The organism is Phenylobacterium sp. (assembly GCF_030693625.1).
GTDB classification, from domain to species: Bacteria; Pseudomonadota; Alphaproteobacteria; order Caulobacterales; family Caulobacteraceae; genus Phenylobacterium; species Phenylobacterium ferrooxidans.
The window spans coordinates 1-14,802 of record NZ_JAUYAF010000078.1 but is presented as its reverse complement, the minus strand read 5'-3'; the positions used below and the strand labels follow the sequence as shown (position 1 = coordinate 14,802).

Below are 14,802 nucleotides of genomic sequence, written 5' to 3'. Positions count from 1 at the left end.
CCCCCAGCGACAGGCGCGGACGTTAGCGGCTCGGCCCCCTGGGACGCAAACCCCGGCACGTGTGAGGCGCAAACAGAAACGCCCGCCGGTGAGGGCGGGCGCTCTGCCGAATTCCTGGAGGTGGAACGCTTGCGGTCTTTAGGCCGCGACGGCGGTCTCTTGGGGGTCGCGCAGCACGTAGCCGCGGCCCCAGACGGTTTCGATGTGGTGCTTGCCGTCGGCGGCCGCGGCCAGCTTCTTGCGCAGCTTGCAGATGAACACGTCGATGATCTTCAGCTCGGGCTCGTCCATGCCGCCGTAGAGATGGTTGAGGAACATCTCCTTGGTGAGGGTGGTGCCCTTGCGGAGCGAGAGCAGCTCCAGCATCTGGTATTCCTTGCCGGTCAGGTGGACGCGGCTGGAGTTCACTTCGACGGTCTTGGCGTCGAGGTTCACGGTGATATCGCCGGTCTTGATGACCGATTGCGCGTGGCCCTTGGAGCGGCGGACCACGGCGTGGATGCGGGCGACCAGCTCGTCCTTGTGGAAGGGCTTGGTCATGTAGTCGTCGCCGCCGGCCCCGAAGGTCTTGACCTTGGTGTCGATCTCGGCGGAGCCCGACAGGATCATGATCGGGGTGTTGATCTTGCCGACCCGCAACGTGCGGAGCACGTCCATGCCGCTCATGTCGGGCAGGTTCAGGTCCAGCAGGATGAGGTCGTAGTCGTAGATCTTGCCCAGATCCACGCCCTCTTCGCCAAGGTCCGTCGTATAGACATTGAAGCCTTCCGACTTGAGCATCAACTCGATGCTCTGCGCAGTAGCGCTGTCGTCCTCGATCAACAGTACGCGCATAAAATTCTCCTGAACCGCCCGCGCCTAAAATTGGATTCTTCGGAATCCACGTCGTCCCTCACGGCTACCTTGCCAGCGAGTTAATTTAAGACCGGTTAATAGTGAAAGGCCTCTGACCGAATCGTTAACTCGATTTCCGAATCTCCAGCAAGCGCGGCCGCCGGGCGGAGAGTCGCAGGCGGGGTGAATCTTTTGTGATTGGACAGGCTTGGCCATCCGGCGGGCGTTCGTCAGCCGGGGTCCAGGTCGAGGTCCTTGAGGCGTGTGACGGCGCGGCGGGCGACCGGAAGCTCGAGTCCGTTCAATAGGTTGAGTCTGAGGTTGTGGCGCTCGCGGCTCACATGGCGGATCGCGCCCTTCGCCACCCACCAGGATCTATGGACCTGAAGCCCCTCGCCGCCGGTGCGGGAGACCGCGTCCGAAAGCCGCATCAAGATTAACGCCGAACCGGGCGCCTCCGGCGGCGGCTTCGTCCTGCGCGCCGCCGGCGCCCCGGAGGGCGGCTGTTTGCGAGGTTTGTTCTGCTGGCGCCCTATCTTGGTCATGCTGCGCTCACCATCAGCCTGGCGAGGGGAGGGTGGTGGCCGCCGACGCCGTGCGCATCCTCGGGCTGTCGATCCTTGATCGCTTCGGCGGCCACGCCGCGGACCTGGGCCTGGTCGGCGAGCCGCCGGCCGTCGTCGCGGTCGCAAGCGTCGTTTTGGACGGAACAGCCGGGCGCCTCGGGAGTTTGGACGGTCGAAGCCCTCGAATTCGAAAGGCCACCCCATGCCCGCCTCCTATTCCAACGACCGCGTCAGCCTCGCCCCCGTCCTCAACGAGGACCTGGAGGCCGGGTCCGCCTCCCTCGGTGGCGCCGCCAATGACGCCGTCACCGGCGATCCCCTGGCCGGGGTCCAGCTCAAGGCCAAGCCGACCTTCCGCGACCACGTGAAGGCCCACCCGGTCCTGGCCATCGCCCTTGGCGGTCTGGCCATCGGCGCCATCGCCGCCTTCGCCGGGCGAGGCGCCATCGCCCGCACCGCGAAACCTCTGCTGGCCCACACGGTTCGGCCCGCCCTGATCCGGGCCGCCGCCCGCCGCCCCCTGGGCACGGCCAAGCTCGCCGCGCGCTATCCGAAGGCCGCTGCGCGCATCGCTGCAGGCCTGCGCCGGATGGGGTGATCTTCACCACCGGTTAACAGCGTCGGGCGGACTCTGTGGGGCTGAAAAGTTCCCCCGGAGTTCCCCGTCTTGCGCAACCTCGTCGCAGCCGTCGAGCGTCTCGATCCGCTGACCGTCTCGGGGCGCGTCGCGGCGGTGAACGGCCTGCTGATCGAAGCCCGCGGCGGGCTGACCCGGCTGTCGGTCGGGGCCCGCGCCGAGATTGAACGCCGCGCCGACAAGCCCCTCCAGGCCGAGGTGGTCGGCTTCCGTGAAACCCGCGCCCTGCTGATGCCGTTCGGCCCTGTCGAGGGCGTGGCCCCCGGGGCGGAAATCCGCATTGATCCCATGGGTTCGGCCGTCCGCCCGACCCGGGCCTGGCTTGGCCGCGTCATCGACGCCTTCGGTGACCCCATCGACGGCCTCGGCCCCCTGCCGCAAGGCCCCGCCGCCTATTCCCTGCGCGCGGCGCCGCCGGCCGCCCATGCCCGTGGTCGGGTGGGGGAGCGGCTTAACCTGGGCGTCCGGTCCATGAACGTCTTCACCACCTGCTGCCGTGGACAGCGTCTCGGCGTCTTCGCCGGCTCCGGCGTCGGCAAGTCAGTGCTGCTCTCCATGCTGGCCAAGGAATCCGACTGCGACGTCGTCGTCGTGGGTCTGATCGGCGAGCGAGGCCGGGAAGTCCGCGAGTTCATCGAGGAGACCCTTGGCGAGGAAGGCCTCAAGCGCGCCATCGTCGTGGTCGCCACCTCCGACGAGCCGGCCTTGAAGCGCCGCCAGGCGGCCTACATGACCCTGGCCATCGCCGAGTTCCTGCGCGACCAGGACCTCGAAGTCCTGTGCATGATGGACAGCGTCACCCGCTTCGCCATGGCCCAGCGCGAGATCGGCCTGGCGGCCGGCGAGCCGCCCACCACCAAGGGCTATACTCCCACCGTGTTCACCGAGCTGCCCAAGCTGCTGGAACGCGCCGGACCCGGACCCGTCCGTCCGGACGGGACCACGGCGGGGCCCATCACCGGCATCTTCACTGTGCTGGTGGACGGGGATGACCACAACGAACCCATCGCCGACGCCGTGCGCGGTATCCTCGACGGCCACATCGTCATGGAGCGCGCCATCGCCGAGCGCGGCCGCTTCCCGGCGATCAACGTGCTGAAGTCCATCAGCCGGACCATGCCGGGCTGCCACCTGCCGCACGAGCGTCAGATCGTCACCAACGCCCGTCAGACCCTGGCGGCCTACGCCAATATGGAGGAGCTGATCCGCATCGGCGCCTACCGCACCGGCGCCGATCCCGCGGTCGACCGGGCCATCGCCCTGAACCCGCAACTGGAAGCCTTCCTTGGCCAGGACAAGGACGAGGCCTGCGGCCTCGAAGAAAGCTTCGAACGCCTGGCCGAAATTCTTATGAGTGAGGCCGCATGAGCTGGGCAGACAGTCTGATCAAGCTTTCGACCTATGAGGTCGAAATCCTGCAAAAGCGCCTGGGTGAGATCACCGACCGACGCATGGCCGCCGAGATGAAGCTGGTCCTGCTGGAGGCCGAGGGCGAGGCGGAGTCGCAGCGCGCCCGTGAGGACGCCGAGCACGGCTGGTATCAGGTGGGCTTCCTGGAGGGCCTGCGGGTCCGCAAGGCCGCGACCCAGGTGGAGATCAACCGTATCGCCGACGAGGAAGCCGGCGCCCGCGACGCGCTCTCGCTGGCCTACGAAGAGCAGAAGAAATACGAGCAGGTGGCCGACGGCATCGCCAAGGCCCGCGCCAAGCAGGTCGCCAAGCTCGAGACCGCCGCCCTCGACGAACTGGGCCTGCGCCGGGCCGCCGGGGCGCGATGAGTTCCGGCCTGCATCGGCGGGCCTTTGTCGGCTCCGCCCTGGCCCTGGCGGCCTGCGGCGCCGACGCCCAGACCGGGCCGGTCAGCCTTCCACCTTTGAAAAGCATCGCGCCGTTCCCGGTGGGGGTCTGCATTCAAGCCGTCCATCTTGAGGACCGCGATCTCGTGCGGCTGCTCGTCGAGCAGGTCTCCCAACTCACGCCCGAGTGGGAGATGAAAATGGAGTACATCGCCCAGCCGGACGGCTCCTTCCGTTTCGATGGGCCCGACCAGATCGCCGCCTTCGCCAAGACCCACGGCCTGCGCCTCTTCGGCCACACCCTGGTCTGGTACGATCAGGCTCCGGCGGCTTTCACCGAGCTGGACGAGAGCCGAGTCAGCTTCGCCGACGCCTACCGCAACTACATCCTGGCGGTGGTGGGGCGCTATCGCGGCCAGGCGGTGGGCTGGGACGTGATCAACGAGACGGTGCTGGACGACGGCAGCGGCTGGCGCGACAGCCTCTGGGCGCGCAAGCTCGGCAAGCTGGAGCACATGGTGCTGGCCTTCCAGCACGCCCGCGAGGCCGATCCCGGCGCCGTGCTGTTCCTCAACGACTTCTTCCTCGAAACCCACCCCAAGAAGCGCACGGCGTTCCTCAAGCTGGCCGAGGCGCTGCTGAAGGCCGGCGCGCCCCTGGGCGGCCTGGGCACCCAGACCCACCTGGCGGCGGGCGACCAGAGGGGCTTGATCAAGGCGGCCATCGCCGACCTCGCCTCCCTGGGCCTGCCGATCCATATCTCGGAGATGGACGTCTCCCTGCAGGAGGGGGGCGACCGCAATGAACGCCTGACCCGCCAGGCTGACCTCTACCGCGAGGCGGCCGAGGCCTTCTCGGCCCTGCCGCAACGTCAGCAGTTCGCCTTCACCACCTGGGGACTGCGGGACCAGGAATCCTGGCGCAAGAGAGAGGATGGGGCCGACGCGCCCCTGCTCTTCGATGTGAATGGAAATCCCAAGCCGGCGGCCGCTGCTTGGGTTCAGGGATTGGGCTGAGAGGCCCTAGCCCCCTCTGAAACACTACCCCTGCGGAGCGGGCGGAGGTCGGACTGAGTGTTCCGCGTCGGTGGCCTGGCGGATGGCGTGCAGGTCGTCGCTCAGGCGGAACAGGGCGACATAGAGTTCACAGAACGAACGCCACAGCAGCACCAGGGCGGCCACCACCAGGAAACCGCCCACCAGCACGCTGGCGGCCAGCAGGATACCCATGAGCAGCTCTTCGCGCAGGGCCACGCCGACCGCGGTGCCGATGAACCCAAAGGCGATCAGGGCGATGACCCCGAGGCCCGCCCAATAGATCAGGTGAATGACCTGGTTGGTCATCAGCCGCTCGAAGGTCAGCAGGTCCCAGAAGAGACTTGCGCCCGCGCCGTGCCGGAGTTTGGGTTTGGATGGCCGCATGCGATGTCCAAGCTCGGAGCAGACAATCGCCCCGTGGGCGAAACCGCTACCAGTGGAAAAGCGCGCCTGCAACGGCCCACACGTTGACGGAGCGCCTAGATCGTCCCGACCGTCTTGAGGCGGGCCTTGGGGTGTACTTCATTCTGGCTCATCACCGGGGTCTGGCCGCGGAAGCGTTCGATGATCGAGCGGACATAGGGGCGGATCTGCGGGCTGGTGAGCAGCACCGGTGAGTCGCCGTTGAGCGCCGCGCGTTCGAAGCTGTCGCGCACACCCCGGATGAATTCCTGCAGGCGCGAGGGGGCCAGCGCCAGTTGCTTCTCGTCGCCGGCGCCGATCAGGGCGTCGGCGAAGGCGTTCTCCCACTCGGCCGACATGGTGATGATCGGCAGGGCCCCGTCGTCGCCGCGGTGGGCGAAGGAGAGCTGGCGCGCCAGGCGACCGCGGACCTGTTCCACCAGCAGGGTGATGGACTGGGTGTGCGGCGCGGCCTCGCCGATACCCTCCAGGATCGAGGGCAGGTCGCGGATCGAGACCCGCTCCTTGAGCAGGGCCTGCAGGACGCGCTGGATGGTGGTGGCTGACACCACCTGGGGCACCAGGTCGTCCACGAGCTTCTTCTGCTCGGGCGGCAGGTCCTTGAGCATCTTCTGCAGCTCCGCGTAGGAGAGCAGGTCGGGCATGTTTTCCTTGAGGATCTCGGTCAGGTGCGTGGTCAGCACGGTGGCCGGGTCGACGATGGTGTAACCCCGGAAGGTGGCCTCCTCCCTCAGGCTGTCATCCACCCAGGTGGCGGGGAGACCAAAGGCCGGCTCCCGGATGTGCTCGCCCGGCAGGTCCACCTGGCCGCCGCGCGGGTCCATGGCCATCAGGGAGCCCAGGCGAACCTCGCCGCCACCGGCCTCCATCTCCTTGATGCGGATCATGTAGCCCTGGCTGGCCAGCCGCATGTTGTCGAGGATGCGCACCGCCGGCATCACGAAGCCGTAGTCGGTGGCCAGCGTCCGGCGCAGGGCCTTGATCTGGTCGGTCAGGCGACGGCCCTCGAGGTCGTTGATCAGCGGCAGCAGGCCATAGCCGAGCTCGATCTTGATCTCATCGATGGCCAGGGTCTGGCTGATCGGTTCTTCCTGTTCTTCGGCGGTGGGAGCGGCGACGGTGAGCGAGTTCTGCTCGGGAACCAAGGGTTTGGCGTGCCCCCGCCGCCAGGCCAGCACGCCGGCGGCGATTGAGACGACGGCGAAGGGGATGATCGGCATGCCGGGGATCAGGGCGACAATCCCGGCGGTGGCCGAGACCATGCCGAGCGCGATGGGGTTCATCGCCAACTGGGTCACCAGGGCCTTGTCGGCCGAGCCGTCGACGCCGGCCTTGGACACCAGGAAACCCGCGGCGATGGAGATGATCAGGGCGGGGATCTGGCTCACCAGGCCGTCGCCGATGGTCATGATGGTGTAGGTCGCGGCGGCTTCGGCGATGGGCACCTTGTGCTGGATCACCCCGATCAGGATGCCGCCGATGACGTTGATGGCGACGATCACCAGGCCGGCGACCGCGTCACCGCGCACGAACTTGGACGCGCCGTCCATGGCGCCGAAGAAGGTCGATTCCTGCTCCAGCTCCTTGCGGCGCTTCTTGGCCAGGTCCTCGTCGATCAGGCCCGAGGACAGGTCGGCGTCGATCGCCATCTGCTTGCCGGGCATGGAGTCCAGGGTGAACCGGGCGGCGACTTCGGCGATCCGGCCAGAACCCTTGGTGATGACCACGAAGTTCACCAGCACCAGGATGGCGAAGACGATCAGGCCGATGGCGAAACTGCCCCCGGTCATCAGGTCGCCGAAGGCCTCGATGACCTTGCCGGCCCCGTGCGCCCCCTCGTGGCCGTGGCCCAGGATCAGGCGGGTCGAGGCGATGTTCAGCGCCAGACGGAACAGGGTGGAGACCAGCAGCACCGTCGGGAAGGCGGTGAATTCGAGCGGGCGGGTGATCAGCAGCGAGGTCATCAGGATCAGCACGGCGCTGGTGATCGAAAGCGCCAGCAGAGCGTCCAGCACGAAAGCCGGGATCGGCAGGATCAGCAGGACGATGACGCCGATGACGCCGATCGCCAGGGCCACCTCGCCACGCGCGATCCAGCTCCACACCTCTCCGGCGGAGGGGCGGTTGGTGCCGTAACCTGCGGGGACGTCAGCCATGGTGGGAATCCGAAACGCCTGCTCTCCGAAGAGGTCAGGCCGAAAGCAAGATCAGACGACTAGGCGGCGTGAGCGCCCGCGCCTTGCGGCGCGGGGACCGAGACGCCGGCCTCGCTGTATTCCTTGAGCTTGTTGCGCAGGGTCCGGATGGAGATCCCGAGAATGTTGGCCGCGTGGGTGCGATTGCCCAGGCAGTGCTCCAGGGTGTCGATGATCAGCTGCTGTTCCATGGTCGCCACGGTCTGTCCGACGAAGTTGCGGGTCGCCGACTCGGCGGCGGTGGCGGCGGCGTAGGCCGTGCGCGAGCCAGGGTCCGGGGCGGCCAGGGGTTGGCCGTCGGGCAGTCTGATGGCGGCCTCGTCGATCTCCGGGCCGACAGCCAGGAGGACGGCGCGGTGCATGGCGTTTTCCAGCTCGCGGACATTGCCCGGCCAGCGGTGGCCGGCCAGGCGGCGCTTGGCTTCCCCCGAAAGCGGGCGCTCGGCGACGCCATTGGCGGCGGCGTACTTCTTGACGAAGAATTCGGCCAGGGCGACCACGTCGCCGGGCCGCTCGCGCAGGGCCGGCAGGCGCAGGTTCACGACATTGAGGCGATAGAGCAGGTCTTCGCGGAAGGTATGGTCTTTCACCGCCTGCACGAGGTCGCGGTTGGATGTGGCCAGGATGCGGATGTCGACCTTCACCGGCTTGGAGCCGCCGACCCGGTCGATCTCACGCTCCTGGATGGCGCGCAGCAGCTTGGCCTGCAGGCGCACATCCATCTCGGAGATTTCGTCCAGCAGCAGGGTGCCGCCGTTGGCCTCCTCGAACTTGCCGATGCGGCGGGCGAGTGCGCCCGTGAAGGCGCCCTTCTCGTGGCCGAACAGCTCGCTCTCCAGCAGGTTCTCGGGGATGGCCGCGCAGTTGACCGAGATGAAGGGCTTGGACGCCCGCCGCGACTTCTGGTGGACGTAGCGGGCGATGACTTCCTTACCCGAGCCGCTCTCGCCGGTGATCAGGATGGAGGCTTCCGAGCCGGCCACCTGATCAGCCAGGGAAATCACGGCCTGCATGGCGGCGTCGCGCACCACCATGGGCTTGTTGTCGTCGGAGACGGCGGCCAGCACCGCGGCGATCATCTCCGCCTCGGGGGGCAGGGGGATGAACTCCTTGGCGCCCGCGCGGATGGCGTCGCCGGCCCGCTTGGGATCGGCGTCGACACCGCAGGCCACCACCGGCACCCGGATGCGCTCGGCCTCGTTGGCCGCGATCAGGGCGGCGATATCGAGGTCATAGTCCACCAGCAGGAGGTCGGCCCCCTGACCCGCGCGCAGGGCGTGGGTGCAGGCCGCGATGGTCTCCACGTGGCTGACCTTGGCGCCCGCCGACATCGCCATCTTCACGGCGGTGGACAGTTGCCCGTTCAATTTTCCGACGACCAGAAGCCGCATATCAAATCTCCTCAGACACCAGCAGCCGTCAGGCCGCCGAGTCCCCGTCCTTGATGATTTCCGTCATGGTCACGCCCAGGCGTTCGTCGACGATGACGACCTCGCCCCGGGCGACCAGGCGGTTGTTGACGTAGATGTCGATGGCCTCGCCGACCTTGCGGTCGAGCTCGAGCACGCTGCCGGAGCTGAGCTGCAGCAGCTGGGCCACGGACATGGTGGCGCGGCCGAGCACCGCGGAAATGGAGACCGGGACGTCGAAGACCGGCGCCAGGTCGGTGGCGGTCTTGTCCTCCATGTCCATCGACATGTCGGCGAGCGGATCGCCGGGGGCGAATTCGTCGAGCTCAAGTCCGTTCTCGGCCATGGGGGTCAGCCTTCACTTCCAGGAATAAGGGGTTCGGCGTGCAGGCCCTCGGCGGCGAGCGCCGCTTCCAGGACTTCCGCCACGCGCTCGGCCGCGGCCGCGGGGTCGTAGGCCGCCGCGCCGTCGCCGAAGTCGAGGGTGAAGGCGGCGCCGCTGAGACCGGCGCCCTCCTTGATGTGAATGGCCCCGGCATAGCCGATGCCCTGGGCGACTTCGGCCAGCAGGGGCTCCAGCACGACGGCGAGATCGGGAGAAGCCGACACCACCAGGCGCGGCGCGGCCTCGATCTCGCGGGCCAGGGACTCGAGCGCCGCCAGGATCGGGGCCTCGGGGAAGCGGGCCAGGGCGGCGTCGGCGATCGCCTTGGCGCAGGCGAGCGCCAGGTGAGCCGAGCCGAGCCGGTGCTCATGGGCGACCTCCGCCAGGGTCGGCAGGGCGGCGCGCGCGGCGTCGGCCACCCGCGACAGGGACTGGGCCTGCAAGGCGGCCATGGAGGCCAGGCCCTGGCTTTCGCCAGCGGCGAAGGCGGTCTGGCGCACGGCCTCGACCTCTTCGGCGGTGTAGGCGCGCTTCGGACGCGGGGCGGCGAAGGCGACATCGCCCGCGCCGTCGAAGACGGTGTCGAAGCCAAACTTTTCGTGGGGGATATCGCTGGTCATCAGTAGATCAGCTCATCATCGCTGCCGGCGCCGGCCAGCATGATTTCGCCCTTGGCGGCCAGGTCCTTGGCGACCTGCACCATGGCCATCTGGGCCTGGTCGACGTCGCGGAGGCGCACGGGGCCCATGCTCTCCATGTCCTCGCGCATGATCTTGGCGGCGCGCTCGGACATGTTGGAGAAGAACATCTCCCGCAGGCTGTCGGAGGACCCCTTGAGCGCCAGGCCCAGCTGATCCTTCTCCACCGCCCGCAACAGGGTCTGGACCCCGCCGGGATCGAGCTTGGACAGATCCTCGAAGACGAACATCAGGGCGCGGATGCGCTCGGCGCTCTCGCGGTTGCGCTCTTCCAGGGCGGCGATGAAGCGGGCCTCAGTCTGGCGGTCGAAGGCGTTGAAGATGTCGGCCATCATCTCGTGGCTGTCGCGCTTGGACGTGCGCGCCAGGTTCGACATGAATTCGGTGCGCAGGGTCTGCTCGATCTTGTCGAGAATTTCGCGCTGCACGGGCTCCATCCGCAGCATGCGGGTGACGCACTCCAGGGCGAAGTCCTCGGGCAGGGCGGCCAGGACGCGGGCGGCGTGCTCGGACTTCACCTTGCTCAGCACCACGGCGACGGTCTGCGGGTATTCGTTCTTCAGATAGTTGGCGAGCACCGCCTCGTTCACGTTGCCCAGCTTGTCCCACATGGTGCGACCCGCCGGACCGCGGATCTCCTCCATCAGGGTGTCGACCTTCTCGGCCGGCAGGAAGGCCGCCAGCAGGCGCTGGGTCTGCTCGAAGGAGCCCATGATCGCGCCGGCGCCGGACATGCCGGAGATGAAGTCCACCAGCAGCTGCTCGACCACCGAAGCCGCCACGTTGCCGAGGCCGGCCATGGCCTGGGAGATCTCCTTGATCTCCTCGTCGTCCAGCTGTTGCCAGATGGTGCCGTGGTCCTCGCCCAGCGCCAGCAGGATGACGGCGGCCTTCTCCGGCCCGCTGAGCCGGGTCGGATCGGTGATCGCCTTGCCCTTGGAGCCGATCGCCATCAGGTGGTCTCATGCAGCCAGGTGCGCAGCAGCGACACCGACTCTTCAGGATGGCTGTCGACGAACTCGGCGACGCGTTTGACGGAGGACGCCTTCACCTGGCCCTCGATGCGGGCGATGTCGATCCGCTGCTCCAGCTCGTTGCCGGGGCCGGGCAGGGCCAGCGGCTGGCCGGTGGTCGGATCGACGGCCACCTGCATCGGCTGGCCATCGGCGGTGGTGATGATGCGGGTCATCTGCGGCGCGCTGGCCATGGTCAGGGCCGGGAGCCCGCCGGCCACCGCGCCGCCGCGACCGCCGCCGCTCAGCATCGGACGGACCACGAAGATCATCATGGCCAGGGCCACGATGGCCATCACCCCCAGTTCGGCGGCGCGCATGATGTCGTTCTTGTCGAAGCCCATCAGCGGGCTGGCCGCCGTTGTCCCGTCGGCGTCGACGGAGGAGGGGAAGCGGACATTGACCACGGTCACCTGGTCGCCGCGGGCCTCATCGTAGCCCACGGCGGTGCGCACCAGCTGCTCCAGGCGCTCCATCTCCAGGGCGCTGCGAGGCGTGTAGGCGCCGGGCTTGCCGTCCTTGCCGGGCGCGGTGACCCCGTCGACGGCCACCGCCACGGAGATGCGCTTCAGCTGGCCGGGCTCCTTCACCTCGGTGCGGGTGGTCTTGGAGATCTCGTAGTTGGTGGTGGATTCGGTGCTGCCGCTGTTGGAGATGCTGTTGTCGCCCTCCGCCCCGGTTCCGCCTGGGATGTTGTTGGCGGCCGTGGCCTGACCATTGGTGGCGGGCCCGTTTTCCTTGGCCGTTTCCTCGGTGGTGGATTCAGAGCGGATCACCTGGCCGTCCGGATCGAACTTTTCCTCGGCGATGGTGACCCGCGACAGATCGAGGTCGGCGGTGACGTTGACCCGGGCCTTGCCGGCGCCGACCATGCCCTCCACCAGGGCCTTGATGGTCTTGGTGATCCGCTGTTCGACGTCGCTCTTGCGGCCGTCGGCGGCCATGGCGTCCCCGGCCTCGCCGCCCGATAGGGTCTTGGCGTGCTGGTCCACCACGGTCACCCGGTCGGGCTTCAGGTTGGGAACCGCGCCGGCCACCAGGTTCTGCATGGCGCGCACCTGGTCAGCGCTCGGCTGGCGGCCACCAACCCCGATGCTGACCGAGGCCGACGGCTGCTCAGCCTCTTCCTCGAACAGCTCCCGCTTGGGCAGGACCAGGTGGACCCGGGCCGAGGTGATGCCGTCCAGGGCCTGGATGGTGCGGGCCAGTTCGCCTTCCAGCGCGCGCTGGCGGTTCAGCTGCTGGACGAAGTCGGTCTGGCCCATGGCGTTGGCGTTGTCGAAAATCTCGTAGCCTACCGAACCCGAGGTCGGCAGGCCCTTGCCCGAGAGCAGCAGGCGGGTGGAGGCCACCTCGTCGCGGCCCACCAGGATGGTGGAGCCGTCGCCCTTGAGTTCATATTTCACATTGGCCTGGTCGAGGGCCGCGGTGATGGCGCCGGCCTCCTTCAGGTCCAGGTTCGAATAGAGCAGGGACTTGGGCTGGCCGAGGTTCATGGACAGCGCGACGATCGCGGCGACCACGCCGATGCCGATGCCCAGCAGGGCTGCGACCCGTCCGATACCGAACCGTTGCAAGGAGGCGACGAAACTGTTCAACGCGAGGCCGTCCCTGTTTCAAAGCGGGGGGCCGTCACAGAATGCGCCCGCCGCTAGGCAGGATTTACCCAGTGCTTGGTAAACGACGCGTTTACATTTCAGCTTCGCTGTCGCGGACCGAAGGACGCAATGTCGCAGGTCTCAGGGGGCGACGCGCCAAAGACGCGCGCCGTTTGCCTCGTGGATTCCCGTCCGGCGAGGTTGCGCTTAGCCGCCCCAGGGGGCCAGCGCGCCCCACAGGCCCAGGACCACGCAGAAGGCGGTATAGAGCAGCACCGTGAAGGTGAACCCGGCCTTGCGGGCCTGGGTCCAGCTGTCCACCCGGCGGCCACCGCGCCATACGGCGGGCGCCATGAGCAGGGTGCCGGCCGTCAGGAGGGTGGCGACGAAGGCGCAGGCCGAGGCGATCACCAGGGTCGCGCCGGGCCAGCCGTACATGATGTTGGCCAGGTCGCTGGTCTTCGACGCCCAGACCAGCAACAGCACCATCGAAGTCAGCCAGAGCGCGGCCTGGATGTTCTGGATCAGGCTGGCGCGGCTCTGGATCCCGGTCTCGCGGAATTCGCGGCGGTTGCGCAGCAGCACCCCGCCCAGGGTGGCGGCCGAGGCCAGGGCCGTGAGGGCCGCCAGGATCAGCAGGGTCGTGGGGCGGTTCCAGAAGCCGGTGCGTTCGAAGGTGGAGGCCCCGGTCGCCCGGCTGAAACTGACCGCCTTGCCGTCTGCGACCTCGAAGCTCAGGCGCTCTGCACCCGTGGTGGAGATGAAGCGGCCGCTCAGCGGATCGCCCTCCGGAACCCAGCTGCGGGCGGGGTCGCCCATGCCGCCGGAGGTCACCAGGCGGCCGTCGTCGGTGACGCTGACCGAGACGCCGCTGATCAGTTTGCCGACGAAGGACTCCAGGCCGCGATAGGCGCGCCGGGTGCCCAGATAGTAGCCTTCATAGGCTTTGCGGTTGTCCACCAGGGCCGGGACACCCTTGCGCGGGAAGGGCATCGGCGGGGCGTAGAACTGGGCCACGATGCGCTCGGGCAGGCGCGTGACCAGATCACCGCCGGTCTCGGTGTTGGTGCTGATGAACACGCCCAGCTTCAGGTCCGGCGCCACCACCATGTTCGACAGGAACGACAGGGTGCCGCCGGAATGGCCGAAGCCCTGATGGCCGCCGGGCAGGTCGTAGGTGGCAAAGCCATGCAGCCAGCCGTTGATCCCCAGCGCGGTTCGCCGCAGCGGCGTCGCGAAGGCCTTGGCGGCGCGCGGGCCGTAGATGACCGCGCCGTCCAGGCTGCCGCCGTTCAGCAGCATCTGCATGTAGCGCGCCATGTCGCCGGCGGTGGAGGACACCGAGCCGGCCGGCCCGATGTGGCCGATATACTCGTAGGGTCGCGCGCTGTAGCCGGTGGGCGTCCAGCGATAGCCTTCCGAGAGGTCGTCCTGCAGGGCGTCAGGCATGGGCGCCGGCAGCCCAGCCTCCATCGGACGCGCCTCGCGGAAGGTGGTGTGGTTCATCTTGAGAGGCAGGAAGATCTCTTCCTCGATCAGCCGCTCGAAGGGCTTTCCCGAGGCGTAGGACACCGCCTGGCCGGCCAGCGCCGCGCCATAGTTGGAGTAGCTTGCGACCGCGCCCGGCGTATGGACCCGGCGAGGCCGCTCCTGGCGCAGATAGGCGGCCAGCGACCGCTCCCGGCTGGGGTTCTTCTCGAACAGCTGGCCCAGGGCGCGGTCCTCAAAGCCCGTGGAGTGGTCCAGCAGGTTGCGGACGCGGATCGGCGTGTGGAACCCCTGGTCCTTCACCTGCAGCTGTTCAGGCAGGTAGAGGTTGATCGGCTGGCCCAGGCGGATGCGGTCGGCCTCCACCTCCTTCATCAGGGCGATCCAGGTGAAGGTCTTGGAGATCGAGCCCACACGGAACAGCGTGGTGTCAGGATTGACCCTGCGGACCGGGGAGAGACTGGCGAAGCCGTAGCCCTTCTTCAGCACCACCTGACCGTCCTGGATCACCGAGACGGTGACGCCGGCGATGTGCTCCCGGTCCATGGCGTCCTTCACGACGCCGTCGACATAGGCCTCAAGTTCGGCCGGCGGCAGGGGCTGGCCCGGCGCCAGGCGCGCCCCGGAGGCGGCCAGCGGCGCTGCCGGCGCGATGGTGGTCAGGCTGGAGGTGGGAGCGGTCGTGGCGGCCGCAGATGCGGGCGCGGCGGCGGCCGGGCGCGC

The 14,802-nt window shown here is 68.2% G+C and carries 14 protein-coding genes; 4 read left to right on the top strand and 10 right to left on the bottom strand.

The window, feature by feature from the left end; translation table 11 throughout:
* Positions 1 to 138: 138 nt before the first annotated feature.
* Both ctrA and Q8N10_RS18325 read right to left on the bottom strand, forming a co-directional pair.
* Complete coding sequence (gene ctrA / locus Q8N10_RS18330; RefSeq protein WP_304819868.1) at positions 139 to 834, bottom strand: response regulator transcription factor CtrA; 696 nt, start codon at positions 832 to 834, stop codon at positions 139 to 141.
* 230 nt (positions 835 to 1,064) lie between these two features.
* The gene (locus Q8N10_RS18325; RefSeq protein ID WP_304781749.1) at positions 1,065 to 1,379 is read right to left on the bottom strand and encodes a LytTR family transcriptional regulator DNA-binding domain-containing protein; all 315 of its coding nucleotides are present in this window, start codon (positions 1,377 to 1,379) and stop codon (positions 1,065 to 1,067) included.
* Between the two features lie 223 nt (positions 1,380 to 1,602).
* Here Q8N10_RS18325 and Q8N10_RS18320 point away from each other — a divergent pair, with 223 nt between their 5' ends.
* The 4 genes from Q8N10_RS18320 (at position 1,603) to Q8N10_RS18305 (ending at position 4,849) form a co-directional block, all read left to right on the top strand.
* Positions 1,603 to 1,998, top strand: a complete 396-nt coding sequence (locus Q8N10_RS18320; RefSeq protein ID WP_304781752.1) for a hypothetical protein — start codon at positions 1,603 to 1,605, stop codon at positions 1,996 to 1,998.
* 69 nt (positions 1,999 to 2,067) lie between these two features.
* Entirely contained in the window at positions 2,068 to 3,405 is a 1,338-nt protein-coding gene (gene fliI / locus Q8N10_RS18315; RefSeq protein WP_304781755.1) for a flagellar protein export ATPase FliI, read from the top strand.
* Positions 3,402 to 3,815 carry a flagellar export protein FliJ gene (locus tag Q8N10_RS18310; RefSeq protein WP_304781758.1) on the top strand — a complete coding sequence of 138 codons (414 nt, stop codon included), beginning with the start codon at positions 3,402 to 3,404 and terminating at the stop codon, positions 3,813 to 3,815. Before fliI ends, Q8N10_RS18310 begins: the two co-directional genes overlap by 4 nt.
* Positions 3,812 to 4,849, top strand: a complete 1,038-nt coding sequence (locus Q8N10_RS18305) for an endo-1,4-beta-xylanase (RefSeq protein WP_304781762.1) — start codon at positions 3,812 to 3,814, stop codon at positions 4,847 to 4,849. The genes Q8N10_RS18310 and Q8N10_RS18305 overlap by 4 nt, the downstream gene beginning before the upstream one ends.
* A 24-nt stretch (positions 4,850 to 4,873) precedes the next feature.
* Here the strand turns inward: Q8N10_RS18305 and Q8N10_RS18300 are convergent, their stop codons facing one another.
* From Q8N10_RS18300 to Q8N10_RS18265, 8 genes are all read right to left on the bottom strand, one after another.
* Positions 4,874 to 5,254: a DUF4282 domain-containing protein gene (locus tag Q8N10_RS18300; protein WP_304781766.1), complete on the bottom strand. Its 381-nt coding sequence runs from the start codon at positions 5,252 to 5,254 to the stop codon at positions 4,874 to 4,876.
* Positions 5,255 to 5,349: 95 nt separating this feature from the next.
* Positions 5,350 to 7,449, bottom strand: coding sequence for a flagellar biosynthesis protein FlhA (gene flhA, locus Q8N10_RS18295; protein ID WP_304781769.1), 2,100 nt, complete (start codon positions 7,447 to 7,449; stop codon positions 5,350 to 5,352).
* Positions 7,450 to 7,508: 59 nt separating this feature from the next.
* Positions 7,509 to 8,879 (bottom strand): sigma-54-dependent Fis family transcriptional regulator, encoded by a 1,371-nt coding sequence (locus Q8N10_RS18290; RefSeq protein ID WP_304781773.1) that lies wholly within the window; start codon positions 8,877 to 8,879, stop codon positions 7,509 to 7,511.
* A gap of 28 nt (positions 8,880 to 8,907) precedes the next feature.
* Entirely contained in the window at positions 8,908 to 9,243 is a 336-nt protein-coding gene (fliN, locus tag Q8N10_RS18285) for a flagellar motor switch protein FliN (RefSeq protein ID WP_215338970.1), read from the bottom strand.
* Positions 9,244 to 9,248: 5 nt separating this feature from the next.
* The gene (locus Q8N10_RS18280) at positions 9,249 to 9,902 is read right to left on the bottom strand and encodes a flagellar assembly protein FliH (RefSeq protein WP_304781783.1); all 654 of its coding nucleotides are present in this window, start codon (positions 9,900 to 9,902) and stop codon (positions 9,249 to 9,251) included.
* A complete protein-coding gene (fliG, locus tag Q8N10_RS18275; RefSeq protein ID WP_304781786.1) occupies positions 9,902 to 10,933 on the bottom strand; it encodes a flagellar motor switch protein FliG in 1,032 nt (343 codons plus the stop codon). Before fliG ends, Q8N10_RS18280 begins: the two co-directional genes overlap by 1 nt.
* On the bottom strand, positions 10,933 to 12,591 hold the full coding sequence (fliF, locus tag Q8N10_RS18270) for a flagellar basal-body MS-ring/collar protein FliF (protein ID WP_304781789.1): 1,659 nt from the start codon (positions 12,589 to 12,591) through the stop codon (positions 10,933 to 10,935). Before fliF ends, fliG begins: the two co-directional genes overlap by 1 nt.
* A 207-nt stretch (positions 12,592 to 12,798) precedes the next feature.
* Positions 12,799 to 14,802 (bottom strand): serine hydrolase (locus tag Q8N10_RS18265; protein ID WP_305663971.1); only part of this gene is annotated, 2,004 nt, incomplete at its 5' end.

Bases quoted from the DNA above. Each gene is read 5' to 3' on its own strand.
- ctrA (WP_304819868.1), bottom strand. From the start codon at position 834: ATGCGCGTACTGTTGATCGAGGACGACAGCGCTACTGCGCAGAGCATC.
- Q8N10_RS18325 (WP_304781749.1), bottom strand. From the start codon at position 1,379: ATGACCAAGATAGGGCGCCAGCAGAACAAACCTCGCAAACAGCCGCCC.
- Q8N10_RS18320 (WP_304781752.1), top strand. From the start codon at position 1,603: ATGCCCGCCTCCTATTCCAACGACCGCGTCAGCCTCGCCCCCGTCCTC.
- Q8N10_RS18310 (WP_304781758.1), top strand. From the start codon at position 3,402: ATGAGCTGGGCAGACAGTCTGATCAAGCTTTCGACCTATGAGGTCGAA.
- Q8N10_RS18305 (WP_304781762.1), top strand. From the start codon at position 3,812: ATGAGTTCCGGCCTGCATCGGCGGGCCTTTGTCGGCTCCGCCCTGGCC.
- Q8N10_RS18300 (WP_304781766.1), bottom strand. From the start codon at position 5,254: ATGCGGCCATCCAAACCCAAACTCCGGCACGGCGCGGGCGCAAGTCTC.
- flhA (WP_304781769.1), bottom strand. From the start codon at position 7,449: ATGGCTGACGTCCCCGCAGGTTACGGCACCAACCGCCCCTCCGCCGGA.
- Q8N10_RS18290 (WP_304781773.1), bottom strand. From the start codon at position 8,879: ATGCGGCTTCTGGTCGTCGGAAAATTGAACGGGCAACTGTCCACCGCC.
- fliN (WP_215338970.1), bottom strand. From the start codon at position 9,243: ATGGCCGAGAACGGACTTGAGCTCGACGAATTCGCCCCCGGCGATCCG.
- Q8N10_RS18280 (WP_304781783.1), bottom strand. From the start codon at position 9,902: ATGACCAGCGATATCCCCCACGAAAAGTTTGGCTTCGACACCGTCTTC.
- fliG (WP_304781786.1), bottom strand. From the start codon at position 10,933: ATGGCGATCGGCTCCAAGGGCAAGGCGATCACCGATCCGACCCGGCTC.